Source organism: Streptomyces solicamelliae (genome assembly GCF_045348655.1).
Lineage (GTDB): Bacteria > Actinomycetota > Actinomycetes > Streptomycetales > Streptomycetaceae > Streptomyces > Streptomyces solicamelliae.
Genome location: NZ_CP160404.1, coordinates 6,408,530 through 6,427,985 on the forward strand (window position 1 = coordinate 6,408,530; position 19,456 = coordinate 6,427,985).

Below are 19,456 nucleotides of genomic sequence, written 5' to 3' on the forward strand. Positions count from 1 at the left end.
GATACGGCAACGGCAAACCGATACGGCAACCGACACCCCCACGGATACGGCCACGACATGAACGCAGGAACCACTCCGCAGCGCAGCCCCGCAGCGGGCAAGAGCGGGCTGTACCGCCTCGGACACTGGTGCGCACGGCACTTCGTCGTCGTCATCGTCCTGTGGCTCGCCGCCGTCGGCGGCCTGCAGGTGCTCGACCGGGCCTTCGGCGGCGAGTACTCCGACAACTTCTCGCTCCCCGGAGTGCAGTCCGCGGAGGGTCTGGACGTCCTCCAGGCGCACGACCCGACGGCCGGAGGCTACAGCTCCCAGATCGTGCTGAACCGGCCCGCCGGACCGCTCACCGACGAGGCGGCCGCGGTCGACTCCACCGTCGACGCCCTGGAGAAACTGCCCGACGTGATCGGTGTCCAGAACCCGCTGCCGCCGCCGGGCTCCGCGCCCCAGCAGCCGCCGCCCGGCACGCCGAACACCGGCCCGCTGTCCACCGACGGCAAGACCGCCTACATCACCATCCGCTTCAGCGTGACGCCCTCCACCCTCGGCGACGACTACCTGAACGGCGTGGACACCGCCGTACAGCCGCTGCGGGACGCCGGCGTCACCGTCGAGTACGGCGGCTCGCTCGGCGAGCTCGCCCGGCCGGAGGCCGACGATCGCACCAGCGAGGCCATCGGCTTCGCCGTGGCGATCGTGGTGCTGCTGATCGGCTTCGGCAGCGTCATCGCCGCCGTACTGCCGCTGATCACCGCCCTGATCGGGGCGATCTGCGGACTGGCGCTGCTGGGCCTGATGGCCGCCGCGTTCACCTTCGGCACGGTCTCGCCGACCCTCGCCACCATGATCGGCATCGGTGTCGGCATCGACTACGCGCTGTTCCTGATCACCCGGCACCGGCAGAACGTCATGGACGGCCACGATCCCGCCGACTCGGCGGCCCTGGCGGCCACCACGAGCGGCCGGGCCGTGCTCGTCTCCGGCTGCACGGTGATCATCGCCCTGTCCGGGCTGTGGGTCTCCGGTGTCACGTTCATCGGCAAACTGGGGCTCGCCGCGGCGTTCACCGTGGTCACCGCGGTCCTCGCCGCCCTGACCCTGGTACCGGCCATGCTGGGCCTCGTCGGCAGGCGCATCGACAAGTACCACGTGCGCAAGCCCGTCGCCGAGACGGAGCCTGAGGCAGGCGCCGTGGCGGGCGCGGAGTCCGGCGCCGTCGCGCACGGCACCTGGCACCGGTACGCCCAACGGGTGGAACGGCGTCCCTGGACGTTCCTGGTGTGCGGGGTGGTCGCCCTGGTGATCCTCGCCTTCCCGGTGTTCTTCATCCAGCTCGGTCACATCGGCGACGGTGCCGACCCGGAGTCCTTCACCGACCGGCGGGCCTACGACCTGATCTCCGAGTCCTTCGGACCGGGCGCGAACGGGCCCCTCACGCTCGTCGTGGACCAGACGGCCGTACCGTCCGAGGACCGCGCCGACCTGGCGACCAAGCTCCAGCAGTCCCTGACGAACGTGCCCGACGCGGCCTCCATCACCCCGCTGCGGCCCACGCCCGACGGCGACGTGCTCGTCGGCACCGCGTACTCCGTGGCCTCCCCGCAGGACGAGAAGACCACGCAGCTCACCGACCACCTCGTCGACGACGTCCTGCCGCAGGCCGTCGCCGGCACGGAGGCAAAGACGTACGTCACCGGCAACACGGCGGCCCAGGTGGACTTCCTGGACATCGTCTCCAGCCGGCTGCCGCTGATCATCGCGGTCGTCGTCGCGCTCGCCTTCTTCGTCATCCTGGTCGTCTTCCGCGGACTGCTGGTCGCGGTGAAGGCCGCGGTCCTCAACGTCCTCTCGATCGCCGCCTCGTACGGCGTGGTCGTCGCCGTCTTCCAGTGGGGCTGGGGCGGACCCGCGCTCGGTGTCAACGGCAAGGTGCCGATCGAGAGTTACGTGCCGATGATGATGTTCGCGATCGTCTTCGGCCTGAGCATGGACTACGAGATCTTCCTGCTCTCCCGCGTCCACGAGGCGTGGCTGCGCACCGGCGACGCCAGGGCGAGCGTCGCGCACGCCCTGGAGATCACCGCCCGGGTCATCACCTGCGCCGCGCTGATCATGGTGAGCGTGTTCGCCGCGTTCATCGTCTCGGACAACATCGTGATCAAGATGCTCGGCCTCGGCCTCGCCGTGAGCGTGCTCATCGACGCCACGATCGTCCGCCTGCTCCTCGTCCCCGCGGTCATGACCCTGCTCGGCAAGCACGCCTGGTGGACGCCCCGTTGGCTGGACCGGATCCTGCCGCACCTGGACGCGGAGGGCGATGCGGCGCTGGCGCGCGATACCGGGGTGAAGTCCTAGGGGAACGTGGGGCACGATGCCCCGGTGAATCGTGTACGGGAGGGGCTCGCGCGGAATCCGTCGCTGCCGGGCGCGTTGGTGGACCGGCTGATCGCGGCGGCGGTGCGGGAGTCGGACGAACGGCTCGCGCGCGAGCTGGCCGACCGGGACGACCTGAGCCGCGAACAGGTGCGGGCGCGGCGGACGCCGACGCGAAGGTGGCTGGGGCCGTTGCCCCGCACCCGGGGCTGACGGAGCCTCAACTCAGGGCGTTGCTGGCGCGCTTCGGGCCATCGGTGGCCGCAGCCGTCGCCGCCAACCCGGACGCCTCCGCCGCACTGCTGACCGACCTGGCCGCCCTGCCGGCCCCGTCGCGCAGGGCGCTCCAGGCGATCGCCACGCACCCCCGTGCCACCCCGTCGGCCCTCCGGGCCTGCCTCGGCCACCCGCGTGCCCGTCTGCTCGCCGCCGCCCACCCCGCCCTGCCGCCGGACGTCCTCGTCCGCCTTCTCGGCGACGCGGACGAGGACGTGGCGGAGGGGGGCGGCGGCGAACCCGTCCCTGCCGGTCGAGGCGATGGAGGGCCTCGTTCCGTAGCGGCCGGGTCCGTCAGCGGCCGGCGACCGAGTCGAGGAGTCGTAGGTCGTCCTCCGTCAGCCGGAGGCCGCCCGCTGCCACGTTGTCGTCGAGATGGGCCGGGTTGCCCGTGCCGGGGATGGCGAGGACGTGGCCGCCCTGCGCCAGGATCCAGGCGAGCCGGACTTGTGCCGCCGAGACGCCGTGGGCGCGGGCGACGGCGAGGACCTGGCCGTGCTCCGCCCCGACGGCCCCGGACTCGCGCCCCGCGCCGGCGATGGAGAAGTAGGGGGCGAACGCGATGCCCCGCTCGCCGCAGGCGCGCAGCATCGCCTCCCCGTCGGGCGCGTCGAGCCCGTACCGGTTCTGGACGCACACCACCGGGGCGATCGCCCGCGCCTGGGCCAGGTGCTCCGGGCGGGCGTTGGAGATGCCGAGGTGGCGGACGAGTCCGGCGGTGCGCAGTTCGGCGAGGGCGCCGAAGTGCTCGCCGATGTCCTCCTGGCTCATGATGCGCAGGTTCACCACGCCGAGGTGGTCGCGGCCGAGCTGGCGCAGGTTCTCCTCGACCTGGCCGCGCAGTTGGTCGGGCCGCGCCGAGGTGGCCCAGGCGCCGGAGGCGTCGCGGGCCGGGCCGACCTTGGTGGCGATCACGAGGTCGTCGGCGTAGGGCGCCAGGGCCGAGTTGATCAGTTCGTTGGCGGAGCGCAGGCGGGAGAAGTAGAAGGCTGCCGTGTCGATGTGGTTCACGCCGAGTTCGACGGCCCGGCGCAGTACATCGATCGAGCGGCCGCGGTCGCCGGGGACGCCCTCGTGGAAGGCGGCGCTGCCGGTGAGGCGCAGGGCGCCGAAGCCGATCCGGCGGACCGTGAGGTCGCCGAGCCGCCAGGTGCCCGAGGTCTCCGCGGTGACCGTGCGCGACATCATCCGTCTCCTCAACTCCATCCGATCGGGGTCCTGGAGTATGCGCAGGTCACGACGGGTCGGGGAAGGCGGGGAGGGGCGGCGGAATGTCACAGCGCGGGCGGGAACTCCGGGCGTCGCACCGCGCGTTACCCCTACTGACGAGGTCACCGCTCGGAGACGGGGTACGGTCCGGGGTCCGTGGTGAAGGGGGTCAGGGCGCGCAGCGCCTCGTCCTGGGCGGGGTCCTGGACGGCGATGCGGGCGTACTCCGCGGCGGGGCGGAAGTTCAGGCACAGGACGGGCCGGCCGGGGCGGAACGCGGTGAAGTCCTGTGTGTGGTCCGGGAGTTCCCGCGTCCCCACGGCCACCCGGTCCGGGATCCACAGGCCGCGGCCGCGACCGCCGCGCAGGGCGCGCCACCAGTCCGGTTCGATGTACGCCTGCCGCAGGGCCGTCAGCGGGACGCGGATGTCGCCGCGGCGGGCGGCGAGGCGTTCCCGCCAGTTCAGCCGCACCACGAGGTCGGTGTCCTGCACCGTCACCCGGGCCATCACAGACCGTCCAGCAGTGCCGGCAGGTCGGCGAACGAGTCCACGACGTGGTCGGGTGTGCCGTCCGCCGCCCGTACCGCCTCCGGGCGGTACTTGCCGGTGCGCACCAGCACGCCGGTGATGCCGGCGCGCTGCGCGGCCAGGACGTCCGACTCCACGTCGTCCCCGATCATCACCGCCTGCCCCGCCTCGATCCCGAGGTGCTCCAGCGCCGCGCCGAAGAACGCCGCCGAGGGCTTGCCCGTGATCACCGCCTCCACCCCGGCCGCCCGCTCCAGGCCGAGCAGGAACGCCCCGGTGTCGAGGTCGAGGCCGCCGGCGGTGCGCCAGTACAGGTTCCGGTGCATGGCCACGAGGTGCGCGCCTCCGTCCAGATGCCTGAAGACGTCGTTCAGCGCCGTGTAGGTGAACGCCTCGCCCGCCCCGCCCAGCACGATCACATCCGGCCGGCCGTCGTCCTCCACCAGCGTGATGCCGTCCATGTCGCCCCGGACGTCGCCCGTCGTCAGCAGCAGGCAGCGGGCGTCCGGGTGCCGGTCGCGGAGGTACGCGGCCGTGGCCGCCGGTGCCGTGAGGATGTCGTCCGGGCCCACCGGGAAGCCGAGCCCGGCCAGGCGCGCCGCGATCGAGGCGCGGGTGCGGGAGGTGTTGTTGGTGACCAGCGCGAGCGGCCGCCCCGCGTCGCGCAGGGCCGTCATCGCCTCCACGGCGCCCGGCAGCGGTTCCCAGGACACCGTGAGGACGCCGTCGATGTCGATCAGGATGCCCGGGCCCCTATGACCTTCCATACGACCGACCGTTGCCCAGCGGGTGGGGACGCGCAAGCCGGGCGACGCGGCCCGCGCCGTCCTGCCGCGGCCAGGTCCGCGCGGCGAGGCCCAGCGCGGCCAGTGCCAGTACGGCGAGCACCGCCGCGGTGACCGGCAGCCCGGCCGCCGCCCCGAGCCCGCCGGCCAGCGGGTACGTCAGCAGCCAGCAGGCGTGCGAGAGGGAGAACTGCGCGGCGAACGCGGCCGGCAGTTCCGGCTCCGCGGCCGCCTGCCGGATCACCCGCCCGGCGGGGGTGAGCACGGCGGAGCAGGCCGCCCCGAGCCCCGCCCACGCCGCGAGCACCCCGGCCCACGTCCCTGTGCCCGGCGCGCCCGCCGCCAGCGCCGCCGCCCCGGCGAGCAGCACCGGAAGCGCGGCCGCGGCGCCGAGCATCACCGCCCGGTCGCCGCGCCGTCCGAGCAGCCGGGGCAGCATCAGCGCGGCGGCCACGGAGCCCGCGCCGTACGCGCCGAGCGCGAGCGACAGCGCCTCGGCGGGGCGCTGGAAGTGGTCCCGTACGAGCACCACCGTGTCGGCGAACACCAGCGCCCCGGCCGCCGCGACCGCGAGGTCGAGCGCGAGCAGCGCGCGCAGCCGCGGCGTGGCCAGGAACAGCCGCGCGCCCAGGGCGGCCCGCGCGTACGGGGCGGAGCGCCCCGCATCCGGCCCGGCGGCGCGCGGCAGCACGGTCGTCACCACCAGCGCGGCCGAGCCCAGGAAACCCGCCGTCGTACCGGCGAACAGCCACGGGTACGGGACGACGGCGAGCAGCGCCGCCGCCAAAGCCGGACTGAGCAGGCTCTCCAGGTCGTACGCGAGCCGGGACAGCGACAGGGCCCGGGTGTAGTCCCGCTCGTCGGGCAGCACCTGGGGGAGCGTCGCCTGGAAGGTGGGAGTGAACGCCGCCGACGCGGCCTGGAGCAGCAGGATCAGGGCGTAGATCTGCCACAGCTCGGTGACGAACGGCAGCGCGAGCGCGGACCCGGCCCGTACGAGGTCCGCCCCCGCCATCAGGGTGCGGGGCGGGATCCGGCCGGCCAGCGCGCCCACCGCCGGGGCGACGGTCACGTACGCGACCATCTTGATCGCCAGCGCCGTCCCGAGGACGGCGGAGGCGCGCGGTCCGGCGAGGTCGTACGCGAGCAGGCTCAGCGCCACGGTCGCCAGGCCGGTGCCGGTGAGGGCCACGGCCTGGGCGGCGAACAGGCGCCGGTAGACGCGGTTGCGCGGCAACGCGGGCACGACACCAGAGTAGTCAACATGTGCGTACCTGTGCACCTGTAGTGCCCGAGCCGACGACCGGGACTCACCAGGACTCACCCTCAGTCGTGCGGCGGCAGCGCCCCGATCTCGTGGTCGGCCACGTTCAGCGCCTCGTCCACGAGACGCCGCAGATGGCCGTGGCGGAGCGAGTACACCACCCGCCGCCCGTCCTTGCGGGTGCTCACCAGACCCGCGAGGCGCAGCTTCGCCAGGTGCTGGCTGACCGACGGCCGGGCCGCCCCGCACGCCTCCGTCAGTGTGGTCACGTCCGCCTCGCCCCGGCCGAGTTCGGCCAACAGCGCGAGCCGGGTCCGGTCGGCCAGCAGGGCGAGTACGGACACGGCCACGTCCAGCCGTTCCCCGGCCGCCCGCTCCTGCACACCGTGCGCACCTGCCGCACTCTCGCTCGCGCTCATCCGCCCATCGTAGGCGCGTCTCGGCCGTAACCGCCGGTCACGTCCCGTTCACCCCCGATCCTCCCCGCGTCTCCTGCGATGATGTTCCGCGGACCGCACACGCACACGCATATCGCACACCTGAGACCCGGGGGGGCCATGGGAACCGTTGGGACCGCACTGTCCGAGCTGAGATCCGCGCAGAAGTCGGCGAAGGGCGTCTCGCTCTACTCCCGCTTCGTCAACCGCCCCGTCGGCCGGTACCTCGCCGCCGGGTCGTACGCGCTCGGACTGACACCCAATCAAGTCACCCTGATCAGCGCGCTGTTCAGCTTCTCGGCGATCGCCGGACTCGCCCTCGGCGGACCCTCCTGGACCCTGGGCGTCCTCGTCTGGCTCGGGCTCGCCGTCGGCTTCGCCTTCGACTCCGCCGACGGCCAGCTCGCCCGGCTCCGCGGCGGCGGCAGCCCCCTGGGGGAGTGGCTCGACCACGTGGTGGACTGCGCCAAGCTCACCGCGCTGCACACCGCCGTGCTCATCGCCTTCTTCCGTGGCCGCGAGCACTTCGGCACCACGGACGACGCCTGGCTGCTCGTCCCGCTCGGCTTCCAACTCGCCGCCGTCGTCACCTTCTTCGGCGGCCTGCTGACCGAGAAGCTCAAGCCGAGGCCCGCCCCCGGGACCCCGGCCCCGCAGCCCTCCACGCTGCGCGCCGTCGCCCTGCTCCCGGTCGACCACGGCGTGTTCTGCCTGGTCTTCCTGCTGCTCGGCGACGGCGCCCTGTTCCGCTGGGCCTACACCGCGCTCGGCGCCGCGAGCGCGGTGTTCCTCGTGGCCTTCCTCATGAAGTGGGGCCGGGAACTGAACGCAGCCCGTCGCTGACCCCGCCCGCCGGCCCCGGCTCGGCCTCCTGCGTCAGGAGGTCGAGCGCCCGCCGCAGCTGCGTGCTCGACGTGTGCACCGTGTACGGGAAGTAGACGATCTCCACCCCGACGTCCGCGAAGTCCTTCTCGAGCTTGTCGCCCTTCGGGGTGCCCCTCCAGTCGTCGCCCTTGAACAGCACGTCGAACCGGACCTGCTTCCAGGTCTCCAGCTTGTCCGGCACCGTCTCCACGAACGCCGCGTCCACGTACTTCACGCTGCGCACGATCTCCAGCCGCTCCACCAGCGGGATCATCGGCCGGCGGCCCTTCGCCAGCTCCGCCATCTCGTCGGACACCACCCCCGCCACGAGATAGTCGCAGCGGCTGCGCGCGTGCCGCAGGATGTTGAGATGGCCGATGTGGAACAGGTCGTACGCGCCCGGCGCGTAACCCACACGGTACGGACGGTCAGCGGTACGGTCAGCGGTCACGAAATCCCCCCACGGTCATGTAGCACCCCCAACTGCTCGCGCTCCCCAGCGCGATGGAGATAACGACGATAGCGTGCACATTCCGTTCAGACCGGATGAACGATTAGGGTGAGGTCCGGTTCACGTCTGGGGGAGAGGGAACGGCGCGTGACGCATGCGGCGGGGAACGAAGGCACCGGGACCGCGGGGGCGGGGGTACGGCGGCGCCTGCTGATGGTGTCCACCAACTACGCGCCGGAACACGCCGGCATCGGCCCGTACGCCACCCAGATCGCCGAGCACTGGGCGGACCTCGGCCACGAGACGCATGTGCTCGCCGGCATGCCGCACTACCCCTCCTGGTCCCTCGACCCCGCCTACGCGGGCGTCTGGCGGCGCACCGAGGAACGTGCGGGCGTCCTCGTCCACCGCCGCCGGCACACCGTGCCGCCGCGCCAGACCGCCCTGAAACGCGCCGCGTTCGAGGCCAGCGTCCTCGCCCACGGCCTCGTCGCCCCGCCCGCCATGGCCCGCCCCGACGCGGTGCTCGCCCAGATGCCCAGCCTCGCCGGCGGCATCATCGGCGCCCGGCTCGCCGCCCGCTGGCGTGTCCCGTACGTGCCCGTCGTCCAGGACCTGATGGGCGCCGCCGCCGCACAGAGCGGCATCAGCGGCGGCGACCGCGCCGCGGCCCTGGCCGCGAAGGCGGAGACGTACGCGCTGCGCCGGGCCACCCTCGTCGGCGTCATCCACCAGACCTTCGTCGACAAGGTCGCCGCGATGGGCGTCGACCGCGACCGCATCCGCCTCGTGCCCAACTGGTCGCACGTCTCCGGGCCTTCGACGCCGCGCGAGAAGACGCGCGCCCGGCTCGGCTGGGGCGAGGAGACCGTCGTCCTGCACTCCGGGAACATGGGGCTCAAGCAGGGCCTGGAGGTCCTCGTGGAGGCCGCCCGGCGCGACCCCGGCGTCCGGATCGTGCTGCTCGGCGACGGCAACCAGCGCGCCCACCTCGAGGAACTCGGCGCGGGCATACCCAACCTGGACTTCCTGGAGCCCGTCGGCGACGACGAGTTCCCCGACGTCCTCGCCGCCGCCGACGTCCTCGCCGTCACCCAGCGGGCCTCGGTCCTCGACATGAGCGTCCCGTCCAAGCTCACCTCGTACTTCGCGGCGGCCCGGCCCGTCGTCGCCTCCGTCGCCGCCGAGGGCGGCACCGCGCACGAAGTGCTCCGCTCCGGGGCCGGGGTCCTCGTCGCACCCGAGGACCCCGGCGCACTGCTGGCCGAGGTCCGTAGACTCGGCGGCGATCCGGACACCGCCGACGCACTCGGCGCCCAGGGACCCCGCCATGTCGAGGCCCATCTGACCCGGGCGGCCGGACTGGCCCGGATCGACGCACTGATCGACGAGGCCATGGGGGTGCCGAGCACGTGAGCAACTTGCACGGAGCGGCGGTGGAGGACGACGAACCGGAACTGCTGCGGGACCAGTTCAAGCAGCTGCTGCGCTATCGCGCGGTCATAGGGGCCGGAGTCGGCATCGGCCTGCTCGGCGGAGTCTGGTTCGGCCTCACCAACGCCGACACCTACGTCGCCACCAGTCAGGTGGTCCTGCGGGCCCCGGTCAACGACCCCTTCAACCCGAGCATTTCGCAGGACAAGACACTCAACGTCGGCTCCGAACGGCAGACCGCGCTCAGCAGCAGCGTCGCCCAGGGCGCCGCGAAGAAGCTCGGCTGGACCGGCACCATCGGCAAGCTGCAGAAGGACCTGCAGGTCACCAACCCGCCGCAGAGCCAGGTCCTCCAGTTCAGCTACACCGCCGACTCGCCGCAGGCCGCCGCGGACCGCGCCAACGCGATGACCGAGGCGTACCTGGAACTGCGCGAGAAGCAGTGGACGGCCATCCGGGCCAAGATGCTCGAAGGGCTGCAGATCCAGCTCAACGAGGCGTCGCTCAAGCACGACAAGCAGGTGAAGCTGGTCGACCGGATGCCCGCCGGCACGGCCCGCGACGAGGAGTACGGCACCAAGACCAACCTCGCCAACCGGATGATCGAGCTCGAAGGCCGGGTCAGCGCCCTCAAGGCGCTCGACATGTCCGCCGGCACCGTCATCCGCACCGCCACCGCGCCCGGCTACTCCGACGGCCCCAGCCTGCCCATGAGCCTCGGCCTCGGCGCGCTCGTCGGCGTCGCCCTCGGCCTGCTCGCCGCCTGGGTACGACTGGTCTTCGACCCCGCGCCGCGCTCCGCCGGCGACGTCGCCCGCGCCGTGCGCGCGCCCGTGCTCGGCACCCTGCCGCGCGGCGCGACCGAGACCCTGCTGGCCGGCGACCACACCGACGCCCGGGTGGGCGAGGAGTTCCGCTCCGTGGCCTTCCGGCTCGCCTACGACCAGCGGTTCGCCGACCGCCGCCGGCTGCTCGTCGTCGCCCCGCGCGGCAGCAGCGAGGCCGCGGCCGCCGTCGCCACCAACCTGGCCGCCTCCTTCGCCGAGACCGGCAAGGACGTCCTGCTCATCGAGGCCGATCTGCGCACCCCCGCGCTCGCCGGCCGGCTGGGCGCCAACACCACCGAGGCGCCCCGTTGGAGCGCCCCGGCCGATTCCGACGACAGCGACTGGCCCGGCCGCCGCCGGCTCTCCGTCGACGCCGGCGAGTCGGGCTCCTTCGGCCTGGTGCCCGGCGAACGCGTCCGCAACGTGGCCCGGGCGCTGACCTCGCCGCGCACCACGCGGCTGATCGCCGAGGCCGACTCGCCGAACGCCACCGTCGTCGTGCTCGCCCCGCCCGTCCTCGCCTACGCCGACGCGCTGGCCCTGGTCGACCGCGTCGACGGCGTGCTCATCGTCTGCGATCCGCGCAGCGTCCACCGCACCGACCTCCAGCGCATCCGCGAGCTCATCGGCGGCGCGGGCGGCACGGTGCTCGGCGCGGTCATGTTCACCCCGGCCGGCCGACGCGCCGTGAAGGCCGCCGCCAAGCAGCCCAAGCCCGGCAAGCAGGCAAAGCCCGCCAAGCCCGCCACCGCGCGGGAGACCACCGCCCCCGCCCCTCAGGGCCGGCGCGGCACCCGCGGCAGGCCCGCCCGGCCGCAGCAGCCCGAGGAGCAGGAGGAGTACGAGTCCGAGACCGGACCGGACCCGCGGGTCTGGGGCGGCGAGAACTCCGACACCGTCGCGCTGCGTTCGCTGCGGTCCGAGGACTTCCACGCGGGCGACCGGTGAGACGTTCGGTCACGGTCGCGGCCTCGGTCCTCGACCAGGCCGCGTCCAGCCTCACCAACATCGCCTGTGTGCTGATCGCGGCCCGCGTCTCCACCGCCGCGGGCTTCGCCGACTTCGCCCTCGTCCAGATCACCTTCGGCGTCCTGCTCGGCCTGAACATGGCCCACGTGGGCCAGACGCTCGTCCTGGAGCGCGGCGACGACACGGCCGTCGGCGCCGCCGCCCGCTCCTCCCTCGCCTTCACCGCCGCCGCGTCCTCCGCCGCCGCGCTGTGCCTCGCCGCCTTCGGCGCACTCCTCGGCGGCGGCACCGGGCGGGCCTTCCTCGCCCTCGCGGCCGTCCTGCCCGTGACGCTGCTCCAGGACGCCCTGCGGTACGCGTTCTCCGCACTACGCCGCCCGGACAAGGCCCTCGCCGCCGACCTGCTGCGCCTGGGCTGCGTGCTGCCCGCCCTGCTGCTCCAGCCCCCGTCGTCGAGCGCCGCCCGGCTCGTCCTGGTCTGGGGCCTCGCCGCGCTGCCCGCCGTCCTCCTCGGCCTGCTGCTGCTCCGGCCGTACGTCGCCGGCCACCGCGCCGATCTGCGGCGGCTGCTGCGGCGCGACCACCTCGGGCGGCGGTTCGTCGTCGAGTACGCCGTCGGCAACGGCTCCAGCCAGCTCGCCGTGCTCGGCCTCGGCCTGTTCGCCGCGCCGCTCGCGGTCGGAGCGCTCCGTGGCGCGACGACGCTGTTCGGCCCGCTCAACGTGCTGTTCATCTCGGTCAACACCTTCGGCCCGCCGCTGCTCGGGCGGGCCGGCTCCCGCCGCGGCACGGTCAGGGCGGCCGTCGCGCTCGGCGGGGTGCTCTGCCTCGTCGCCTCCGGCTGGGCCGCCGTACTGGCCGCCCTGCCGGACCGGTACGGCCGCGAACTCCTCGGCGCCACCTGGCAGTCGGCGTCCGCGCTGCTGCCCGCGAGCGGAGCGCAGTACGCGGTGATGGCGCTCGGCACCTGCGCCCTCGTCACCCTGCGGGTCCTCAGCCCGAAGGCCACCCTGTCCGTGCAGGTCGTCTTCTCGCTGCTGTCCGTCGCCCTGATGCTCGGCGGGTACGCCGTGGGCGGCGTCCTCGGCGCGGCCTGGGGCCTCGCCGCCGGCTCCGCGCTGAAGGCGGTCGCCGCCTGGACGAAGGTCGCCCGTACCCGCCCGGAGGCGGCCGCACCGGAGCCGGTGGAGGATCAGCGCAGCAGCGCCCGCTTGTCCTGACGCCAGGTCATCACGAGCAGGATGCAGATCAGCGCGATGGCCACCCGGCCCGAGGCCTGCAGCAGCGGCCCGCGGAGCAGGATGAACGAGTAGCCCGCGACCAGCGGCACCACGACCGAGATCAGACTGCCCGGCGGCGCGCGCCGGGTGCCGCGCCGGGCGAACCGGCGGTCCACCCGCGCCGCCCCGTACCCGAGGACCATCAGCCCGCCGGCCATCCCGACCGCGCCGAAGTCGATCCACAGCTCGGCCCAGATCGGCGACGACAGATTGGTGTTCACCGCGCCCATCCACTGGCCGACCATCACGCCCGTGTCGCGGGGCTTGCCCGGCCACACCGACCGGGGCACCGCGAACAGCACGGAGCCCGCCAGCTGACGGCCGTACCGGTGCCGCGCCCCGGACTCGACGAACGTGATGGTGTTGGCGAACATGCCGACCTGGTCGTAGTCCTTCATCGCCAGCGGTTCCAGGACCGACGTCGTCTCGACCGGCTTGTAGTTCTTCTCGTCATAGCGGAAGCGGTCGGAGAACGGGAACACGATCAGCGCCATCACCACGCCGAGGCTCAGCGCCGAGCGGTACATCGCCGCGCTCCTCGGGAACACCGTGAACAGCAGGGCGAACATCACCGTCAGGAACCAGTAACGCGGGTTCGAGATCGGGTTGTTGACCACCAGGTTCAGCCCGACCAGGGCGAGGAACATCGCGATCACGCCCGGTCGCCCGCGGGCCCACCGCGAGGTCACCAGCCAGCGGGCGTACACAAGGAGCGCGATCAGCGCCGGTACGGTGCCGAAGCCGCGCAGGAAGGCCTGACCGGCCTGCGAGTCGGCCTGCGAGACGCCGGCCTCCTCGATGCCGGCGATGATCTCCTGCCGGCTGGAGAAGAACACCGCCGGGCCGCCCAGCTTCACCACGAACAGCCCGCTGCCCACGAACGCGAGCAGCACGAGGAGCTGCAGCCGCCGCCGGTGCACCAGCGCCGGGCGCTCCTCGGCGCGTGAGACCCGGTTCGGCCGGCCGCGGGCGAGCAGCGAGCCGACGTCGAAGGCGGCGCAGCCGACGAGGACCAGCGCCACCGCCTCGGTCAGGTCCGAGCGGGGTCCGACGACCGGTGTCGGCACCCGGCCGAGGACGGCCTGGGCCAGCGGCGCGACACCCATCGCCATGTAGACGAAAAGCCAGAACGAGCCCTGCAGCAGCTTGCGTTGACTGGTCAGGATCATCGCCGAGAGCCGGGCCCCGGCGTACATGGTGAGCGCGATCTGCAGGTAGTACGCGGCGTCGTGGACGCCCGCGCCGGTCTGCACCGCCACCAGCAGCGGCATGAACACCGTCAGCCCGAGGACCAGCGGGATCGACAGGGCCCGGGACAGCAGCGTGCGCGGCTTGACCGCCGGCGCGAGCAGCATCGGCGGAACCGTCCCCCTGCCCCCGCCGGACGCACCGGCCTCGGCCGTCCCGCGTACGTCCGTCGCCATGCCGCCCCCCGAACTCCCGTGATCCCCGCCCCCGGAGAAGTCACCCGGCCGCAGTCTACCGACGACCCTCCTGTCACCCTGCGTCAACCGTTAGTCTGAACGTCTCGGCGTCAGGGGAGGCGCCGATGGGGGTGAACTCATGCGGAATCTCCCGGCCTTCACCTTGGCCGGTTACGACAAGGGCCGCTCGAAGCTGATGCAGGCGCTGTGGTTCGCGGTGATGAACACGCTGTTCATGGCGTGGTTCTGCCCGGCCCGGCTGCGCGTGGCACTGCTGCGGGCGTTCGGCGCGACGATCGGGGAGGGGGTCCTGATCCGGCACCGCGTGCGCGTGCTGTGGCCGTGGAAGCTGACCGTCGGCGACCACACCTGGATCGGCGAGGGGGCCTGGCTGCTCAACCTGGAGCCGGTCACGCTCGGCGCGCACGTCTGCGTCTCGCAGGAGGCGCTGCTGTGCACCGGCAGCCACGACCACCGGGCCGCCGACTTCCGTTACCGCAACGCGCCGATCACCGTGGAGGACGGCGCGTGGATCGCCGCCCGGGCCACGGTCCTCGCCGGGGTCACGGTCGGACGGCACGCCGTCGTCGCGGCCGGGACGACACTCCAGCGCGACCTGCCGGAGCTGACCCTGCACACCGCCGACGGGCGCCGTTCCCTGCCGGTGCCGGCATGAGCGCCGCCCGCCCGCTCAGGGTCCTTCACGCCGTCACCCTGCACAGCCCGACGCACGCCTTCGGCGGCCCGGTCCGGGTGGCCCTCAACCTCTGCCGAGGCCTTGCCGGACGCGGCCACACCGCCCGGCTCGTCGCCCTCGGCGACGGCTTCGACGGGCCGCTGCCGACCGAGGTCGAGGGCGTGCCCACGCGCCTCTACCCGGCGCGTTCGATCCTGCCGCTCGGCTTCAGCGGCATCACCTCGCCCGCGCTGCTCGCCGGGGCGCACGGTCTGGTCCGGGACGCCGACGTCGTCCACGTCCATCTCGCCCGCGACCTGGTGACCCTGCCGGTCGCCCTGGCCGCGCTCCGCGCCGGCCGGCCGCTGGTGCTGCAGACGCACGGCATGGTCGACCCCAGCGACAAGCTGCTCGCCAAGGTCCTCGACGCCGTCGCCGTACGCCGGGTGCTGCGCCGCTCCTCCGCCGTCCTGTATCTCACCGGGCACGAGCGCAAGGGGCTCGACGCGGTGGTGGGCGGTCTCCTGGAGCAGTCCGTACGCCTCGTGAACGGCGTGCCGGCCCAGAAGGCGCGGCCGGCGCCGTCCGGGCCGCCGCGGATCCTGTACGCGGCCCGGCTCCAGTCCCGCAAGCGGCCGCGCGACTTCGTGGCGGCCGCGCCGGAGATCCTGCGCCGGCACCCGGACGCCGAGTTCGTGCTCGCCGGGCCCGACGAGGGGGAGCGGGCCGGTGTGGACGCGCTGATCGCCGAGCTGGGTCTGGAGGACCGGATCAGCCGGCCCGGGGCGCTGTCGTCCGAGCGGATGCTCGAGGAGCTGCGCCGGGCGCACGTGTACGTGCTGCCGTCGGTGGACGAGCCGTTCCCGATGTCCGTCCTGGAGTCGCTGTCGGTCGGCACTCCCGCCGTGGTGACCACGTCCAACGGCCTGGCCCGGGACATCTCCGGGGCGGGCGCCGGACGCGTCGTCGACGACGCCGACGGACTCGCCCCGGCCGTCCTCGACCTGCTGGAACCGTCCGAGAACGAGACCGCCTCCGTGGCGGCCCGAAAGCTCGCGACGGAGGCGTTCTCGATGGACGCCGTCCTCGACACGTTGCTCGACGTGTACGGGACGGCGGTGCGCCGGGGCGGCCGCTAGGCCGGGAGCCAGGCGTAGCAGCTCGTCGAGACGAACTCGCGGGTGCCCGACGGGATCGTGGCCTTCACGGGCCCGTCGGCGCCGGTCGACGGGCCCGAGGCGAGCACCTTGCCGTTGCTGCCGAGGGCCCGCCAGGTGCAGGACGGGTCGGTGGTCAGGGCCCGGTACGTGCCGGGCTTCGGCTGTGTGACCGTGCCGTCGGGGAAGCCGGTGGCGGCGGTGGCCAGCAGCGGCTTCTGCTGCGGGCACAAGTGCGTGATCGCGTCCTCGGCGTTCGGGACGTCGCCGGCGATGATCGCGCCGATCGCCGCGTCCTTGTCGCGCTTGGCGGTGCGGGTGATCCGCTGGCAGGACTCCTCGCCTGTCTGCAGCACGGCCGCGGGGTCCATGGACTTGGGCACCCGGCCGCTCAGGTACTCCTTCTGCCGCTCGGTGAACGAGCCGGTGACCGGCTTGATCTCGCCGTCCGGCAGCGCCTGGTCCGAGGGCAGCCGGGACGGGCTCGCGGTGGCGGGCGCGGTGGGTTCGGTCTCGATCTGCCGGTCGGGGACGGCGGGGCTTTTCGTGGCCCGCGGTCCGGCGGCCGGCTTGTCGCCGTCGGACGAGCAGGCGGACACCGTCAGCAGCGCGGCGGCCAGCAGGGCCGCGACGGCCGCCGGCCGGCGGTGGTGAGGACGATGCATGGGGACTCCCGTGATACGTGGATGCGGGGCCCGGACGGCCGGGCCCCGCATCCTGTTCATTGCGTGTCGCGCGGCACCCGGACTACGGGGCGCCGAAGGTGAGCACCAGCTGCGGGGTGCCCTCCGCGGCCGAGGCTTCGGTGGACCAGAGCCACAGCGGGTCGGTGCCGGTGCTGGTCAGCGCCATGCTGTACGAGCCGCCGAGCGCGGCGGACAGCTTGGAGGGGTCCAGACTGGCTGAATAGACAGTCGAGCCCTCCACCGCGCCCGTCAGCGTGCCCAGCGTGTCGGCGCCGAGCGCGGGACGGTTGTTGTACGTGAGCGTGGTGTCCGTCCACGTGCCGGTGACCGGCTTGACCGTCTGGCTGTCCGCGGAGCCCGCCCCGGTCATCGTGGTGGTCTTCACCGCGAGCCGGGCGCTCTTCAGCACCGTGCCGGCCGGGGCCGACGGGAGCGTGAAGCGCAGGTACGACTCGTAGGCGGAGGTGCCGCGCACCGCGAGCGAGCTGGACGTGGCGTAGTTGGTGGACGGCGCACCCGCGTTGGCGTACGTGTCGTCCGTGGCGGTGACCACCGAGACGGTGTCGGCCGGGGCCTTGGCGAGGTTGTAGTGCTGGGCGACCTGCGTGGCGCTGAGCGCGCTCGGGTAGACCGCGGCCTCGTCGATCTGGCCGGCGAAGAAGTTGCTGGTCGGACGGAGCGGCCAGCCGCTCAGGTTGTCCGCGCCGACGTGCCAGTAACCGGCGTACTGCTGGTTCCCGGTGACGGTGTTGGAGGCGATCTTCTGACCGTCCACGTACAGCGTCATGCCGGAGGCGTTCTGCGTGCCGACCACGTGGTGCCAGGCACCGTCCCGGTACGAGCCCAGGGTGGACAGCGTGCGGGTGCTGCCGTTGTACACGCCGAACACCAGCTGGCCGGTGTTGGTCATGTACAGGTGCTTGTCGTAGTTGCCGCTGTTGCGGGTGGTGTTGTTGCCGAAGCCGATGATCTTGCCGCCACGGGTGGTGGTCGTCTTGATCCAGGCCTCGACGGTGAACGCCCCGGTCACGTTCTGCCGCTTGTCGCTGTAGATCTGCTCGTCCGTGCCGTTGAGCGCGACCGCGGTGGACGGGCCGGTGACGGCCGCCGGGGTCTGGCGGAGGGTCGGGGCGTTAACGTACAGACCGCTGTTGTCGCCGGCGGAGGAGTCCGCCGCGTACGGCGTGGTGGACTCGTCGAAGCGCCAGTACAGGCTCGCGCCGTCGGCGACGACCCGGGAGGCGTACGGCTGCGCCGAGGTCGGGACGGTGACGGTCGAGGTCGCGGAGAACGCGCTGGTGTTGCCGTCCGCGTCACCGGCGGTGACCCGGTAGCTGTAGGTCTGACCCGGCGTCACGTTGGTGTCCTTGAAGGAGACCTGCGGCCGCGACCAGTGCAGCGAGTCGCCGTCCACGGTGGCCACCGGGGTGCCGGAGCCGTTGCGGTAGACCTTGTACGTCAGCTTGCTGTCGTCCAGGTCCAGGCTGGAGCGCCAGCGGACCTGCACCGCGTCCGGGGTGACGGCCTCGGCGCTCGCGACCGGGACGGTCGGCGCGCCGGTGTCCGGGCCGGAGGCGAAGCGGGTCAGACCCTGCGCCGCGGCGCCGTTGACCGTGGTGAACTCGCCGCCGATCCACATGTACTTGGTGGAACCGGTGCCGGAGACGGCGATGGTGCGCGGGCCGATGCCCTCGCCCAGACCGTCGTTGGTGTCCGGGAACCAGCCGAGCTTGCCGACGGACGTGGTCGGCTGGGCGAGCAGGTGGTAGCGCCGCCCGTCCGGGAACTCGCCGACGCTGGAGCAGTCGTGCGCGTGGGAGGCGCTGTACAGCACGCCCTCGTACGAGCGGACCGCCTGGGTCGCGCCGAGGCAGGTGTCGCGCCAGCGCTGCTCGAAGTCGCTCAGGTTGAGCGCGATCCGGCCGTCGAAGACGCCGCCGCCGGTGCCCTCGTTTCCGGTGTAGAAGCCGGTCGCGTCCGTCTCGATGTCCTTGACGACCGAGTTGGAGGGGATCCAGCCGTTCGGGTAGGCCTTGGTGACCGCGCCGGTGGTGGCGTTGACCACGGCCAGGGCGTGCGAGTTGGCCCCGTTCACCGCGAAGAAGTCGCCACCCAGCAGCACGTGCTGCCCGTCGGGGGTGACCTCGATCGCGCGGCCCGGCTCGTCCGCGTTCGCGGTGAACGGCAGCAGCGCGCCGGAGGTGGTGACGGCCGCGAACCGCTCGCGGGTCTGGCCCTCGACGGTGCCGAAGTCGCCGGCCGCGTACACGGTGGTGTCGGTGACGGCGAGCGCGCGGACGGTGGCCGGGAAGGACGGCGTGAAGGACGCCTTCGGGGTGCAGGTCGCGATGTCGATCGCGGCGAGGCTGCTGACCGGCGTGCCGTTGACCGCGCCGAAGTAGCCGCCCGCGTACAGGGTCTTCTTGTCCGGCGACACCGTCAGGGCCCGCACGGTCGCGGTGCCGCTGCCGACGGTGAAGGAGAGGGTGCAGTCGGTGGGTGCACCCGTCGCCGCGTTCATGGCGACGAAGTTGACGGCGCTCTTCGGAGTGCCGGAACCACCCTCGGGCGGCCGCACCTCGGAGAAGGTGCCGCCGACGAAGACGGTGTCGTTCGCCTCGGCCATCGCCCAGACGATGCCGTTGGTCTGCCAGGTCGGCAGATCGTCCGCGGTGAAGGCCACCGGCGGCGTCAGTGCCGCGGCCGTCGGGGCCAGGGAGCCCCCGGCTCCGGCCGCGACGGTCAGGACGAGGGCAGCGGACAGCCCCCAGGATCTACGCATGTTCCCCCCAGGCGATTGAGCCCAGTCAATGTGGC

Annotated in this window: 17 protein-coding genes; 8 read left to right on the top strand and 9 right to left on the bottom strand. The window is 73.2% G+C overall.

Annotation, left to right across the window (positions count from 1 at the left end; all coding sequences use genetic code 11):
• Positions 1-57: 57 nt before the first annotated feature.
• Together ABZO31_RS29560 and ABZO31_RS29565 are read left to right on the top strand one after the other, a co-directional pair.
• Positions 58-2,352, top strand: a complete 2,295-nt coding sequence (locus ABZO31_RS29560; RefSeq protein WP_406864372.1) for an MMPL family transporter — start codon at positions 58-60, stop codon at positions 2,350-2,352.
• Between the two features lie 24 nt (positions 2,353-2,376).
• Complete coding sequence (locus ABZO31_RS29565; protein ID WP_406864373.1) at positions 2,377-2,583, top strand: hypothetical protein; 207 nt, start codon at positions 2,377-2,379, stop codon at positions 2,581-2,583.
• A gap of 357 nt (positions 2,584-2,940) precedes the next feature.
• Here the strand turns inward: ABZO31_RS29565 and ABZO31_RS29570 are convergent, their stop codons facing one another.
• The 5 genes from ABZO31_RS29570 to ABZO31_RS29590 form a co-directional block, all read right to left on the bottom strand.
• The gene (locus ABZO31_RS29570) at positions 2,941-3,834 is read right to left on the bottom strand and encodes an aldo/keto reductase (RefSeq protein WP_406864374.1); all 894 of its coding nucleotides are present in this window, start codon (positions 3,832-3,834) and stop codon (positions 2,941-2,943) included.
• A gap of 143 nt (positions 3,835-3,977) precedes the next feature.
• A complete protein-coding gene (locus tag ABZO31_RS29575; RefSeq protein WP_406864375.1) occupies positions 3,978-4,364 on the bottom strand; it encodes a hypothetical protein in 387 nt (128 codons plus the stop codon).
• Positions 4,364-5,152 (bottom strand): TIGR01458 family HAD-type hydrolase, encoded by a 789-nt coding sequence (locus tag ABZO31_RS29580; protein ID WP_406864376.1) that lies wholly within the window; start codon positions 5,150-5,152, stop codon positions 4,364-4,366. The genes ABZO31_RS29575 and ABZO31_RS29580 overlap by 1 nt, the downstream gene beginning before the upstream one ends.
• Entirely contained in the window at positions 5,139-6,416 is a 1,278-nt protein-coding gene (locus tag ABZO31_RS29585) for an MFS transporter (protein ID WP_406864377.1), read from the bottom strand. Before ABZO31_RS29585 ends, ABZO31_RS29580 begins: the two co-directional genes overlap by 14 nt.
• Positions 6,417-6,496: 80 nt before the next feature.
• Entirely contained in the window at positions 6,497-6,853 is a 357-nt protein-coding gene (locus tag ABZO31_RS29590; RefSeq protein ID WP_406864378.1) for an ArsR/SmtB family transcription factor, read from the bottom strand.
• 138 nt (positions 6,854-6,991) lie between these two features.
• Here ABZO31_RS29590 and ABZO31_RS29595 point away from each other — a divergent pair, with 138 nt between their 5' ends.
• Positions 6,992-7,714 (top strand): CDP-alcohol phosphatidyltransferase family protein, encoded by a 723-nt coding sequence (locus tag ABZO31_RS29595; RefSeq protein WP_406864379.1) that lies wholly within the window; start codon positions 6,992-6,994, stop codon positions 7,712-7,714.
• On the opposite strand, the gene ABZO31_RS29600 is transcribed toward ABZO31_RS29595, so the two are convergent.
• On the bottom strand, positions 7,674-8,186 hold the full coding sequence (locus tag ABZO31_RS29600) for an adenylyltransferase/cytidyltransferase family protein (RefSeq protein WP_406864380.1): 513 nt from the start codon (positions 8,184-8,186) through the stop codon (positions 7,674-7,676). The two genes, ABZO31_RS29595 and ABZO31_RS29600, sit on opposite strands and share 41 nt — an antisense overlap.
• Positions 8,187-8,399: 213 nt before the next feature.
• On the opposite strand from ABZO31_RS29600, the gene ABZO31_RS29605 reads away from it, so the two are divergent.
• Genes ABZO31_RS29605 through ABZO31_RS29615 form a run of 3 tightly spaced genes read left to right on the top strand, consistent with a single transcriptional unit; the run spans position 8,400 to position 12,636 of the window.
• A complete protein-coding gene (locus ABZO31_RS29605) occupies positions 8,400-9,602 on the top strand; it encodes a glycosyltransferase family 4 protein (RefSeq protein WP_406865524.1) in 1,203 nt (400 codons plus the stop codon).
• Positions 9,599-11,395: a lipopolysaccharide biosynthesis protein gene (locus ABZO31_RS29610; RefSeq protein ID WP_406864381.1), complete on the top strand. Its 1,797-nt coding sequence runs from the start codon at positions 9,599-9,601 to the stop codon at positions 11,393-11,395. The genes ABZO31_RS29605 and ABZO31_RS29610 overlap by 4 nt, the downstream gene beginning before the upstream one ends.
• The gene (locus ABZO31_RS29615; protein ID WP_406864383.1) at positions 11,392-12,636 is read left to right on the top strand and encodes a hypothetical protein; all 1,245 of its coding nucleotides are present in this window, start codon (positions 11,392-11,394) and stop codon (positions 12,634-12,636) included. Before ABZO31_RS29610 ends, ABZO31_RS29615 begins: the two co-directional genes overlap by 4 nt.
• Here the strand turns inward: ABZO31_RS29615 and ABZO31_RS29620 are convergent.
• Complete coding sequence (locus ABZO31_RS29620) at positions 12,609-14,120, bottom strand: hypothetical protein (RefSeq protein ID WP_406864384.1); 1,512 nt, start codon at positions 14,118-14,120, stop codon at positions 12,609-12,611. The genes ABZO31_RS29615 and ABZO31_RS29620 overlap by 28 nt on opposite strands.
• Before the next feature lie 139 nt (positions 14,121-14,259).
• Between ABZO31_RS29620 and ABZO31_RS29625 the strand changes: the two genes are divergently transcribed.
• Entirely contained in the window at positions 14,260-14,796 is a 537-nt protein-coding gene (locus ABZO31_RS29625) for a WcaF family extracellular polysaccharide biosynthesis acetyltransferase (protein WP_406864385.1), read from the top strand.
• The gene (locus ABZO31_RS29630) at positions 14,793-15,935 is read left to right on the top strand and encodes a glycosyltransferase (protein WP_406864386.1); all 1,143 of its coding nucleotides are present in this window, start codon (positions 14,793-14,795) and stop codon (positions 15,933-15,935) included. Before ABZO31_RS29625 ends, ABZO31_RS29630 begins: the two co-directional genes overlap by 4 nt.
• On the opposite strand, the gene ABZO31_RS29635 is transcribed toward ABZO31_RS29630, so the two are convergent.
• The gene (locus tag ABZO31_RS29635) at positions 15,932-16,618 is read right to left on the bottom strand and encodes a hypothetical protein (protein ID WP_406864387.1); all 687 of its coding nucleotides are present in this window, start codon (positions 16,616-16,618) and stop codon (positions 15,932-15,934) included. The genes ABZO31_RS29630 and ABZO31_RS29635 overlap by 4 nt on opposite strands.
• An 82-nt stretch (positions 16,619-16,700) precedes the next feature.
• Positions 16,701-19,421, bottom strand: a complete 2,721-nt coding sequence (locus ABZO31_RS29640; protein ID WP_406864388.1) for a LamG-like jellyroll fold domain-containing protein — start codon at positions 19,419-19,421, stop codon at positions 16,701-16,703.
• Positions 19,422-19,456 lie beyond the last annotated feature (35 nt).

Coding starts and splice junctions, on each gene's coding strand:
- ABZO31_RS29560 (WP_406864372.1), top strand. CDS start 58: ATGAACGCAGGAACCACTCCGCAGCGCAGCCCCGCAGCGGGCAAGAGC.
- ABZO31_RS29570 (WP_406864374.1), bottom strand. CDS start 3,834: ATGATGTCGCGCACGGTCACCGCGGAGACCTCGGGCACCTGGCGGCTC.
- ABZO31_RS29575 (WP_406864375.1), bottom strand. CDS start 4,364: ATGGCCCGGGTGACGGTGCAGGACACCGACCTCGTGGTGCGGCTGAAC.
- ABZO31_RS29580 (WP_406864376.1), bottom strand. CDS start 5,152: ATGGAAGGTCATAGGGGCCCGGGCATCCTGATCGACATCGACGGCGTC.
- ABZO31_RS29590 (WP_406864378.1), bottom strand. CDS start 6,853: ATGAGCGCGAGCGAGAGTGCGGCAGGTGCGCACGGTGTGCAGGAGCGG.
- ABZO31_RS29595 (WP_406864379.1), top strand. CDS start 6,992: ATGGGAACCGTTGGGACCGCACTGTCCGAGCTGAGATCCGCGCAGAAG.
- ABZO31_RS29605 (WP_406865524.1), top strand. CDS start 8,400: ATGGTGTCCACCAACTACGCGCCGGAACACGCCGGCATCGGCCCGTAC.
- ABZO31_RS29620 (WP_406864384.1), bottom strand. CDS start 14,120: ATGGCGACGGACGTACGCGGGACGGCCGAGGCCGGTGCGTCCGGCGGG.
- ABZO31_RS29625 (WP_406864385.1), top strand. CDS start 14,260: ATGCGGAATCTCCCGGCCTTCACCTTGGCCGGTTACGACAAGGGCCGC.
- ABZO31_RS29630 (WP_406864386.1), top strand. CDS start 14,793: ATGAGCGCCGCCCGCCCGCTCAGGGTCCTTCACGCCGTCACCCTGCAC.
- ABZO31_RS29635 (WP_406864387.1), bottom strand. CDS start 16,618: ATGCATCGTCCTCACCACCGCCGGCCGGCGGCCGTCGCGGCCCTGCTG.
- ABZO31_RS29640 (WP_406864388.1), bottom strand. CDS start 19,421: ATGCGTAGATCCTGGGGGCTGTCCGCTGCCCTCGTCCTGACCGTCGCG.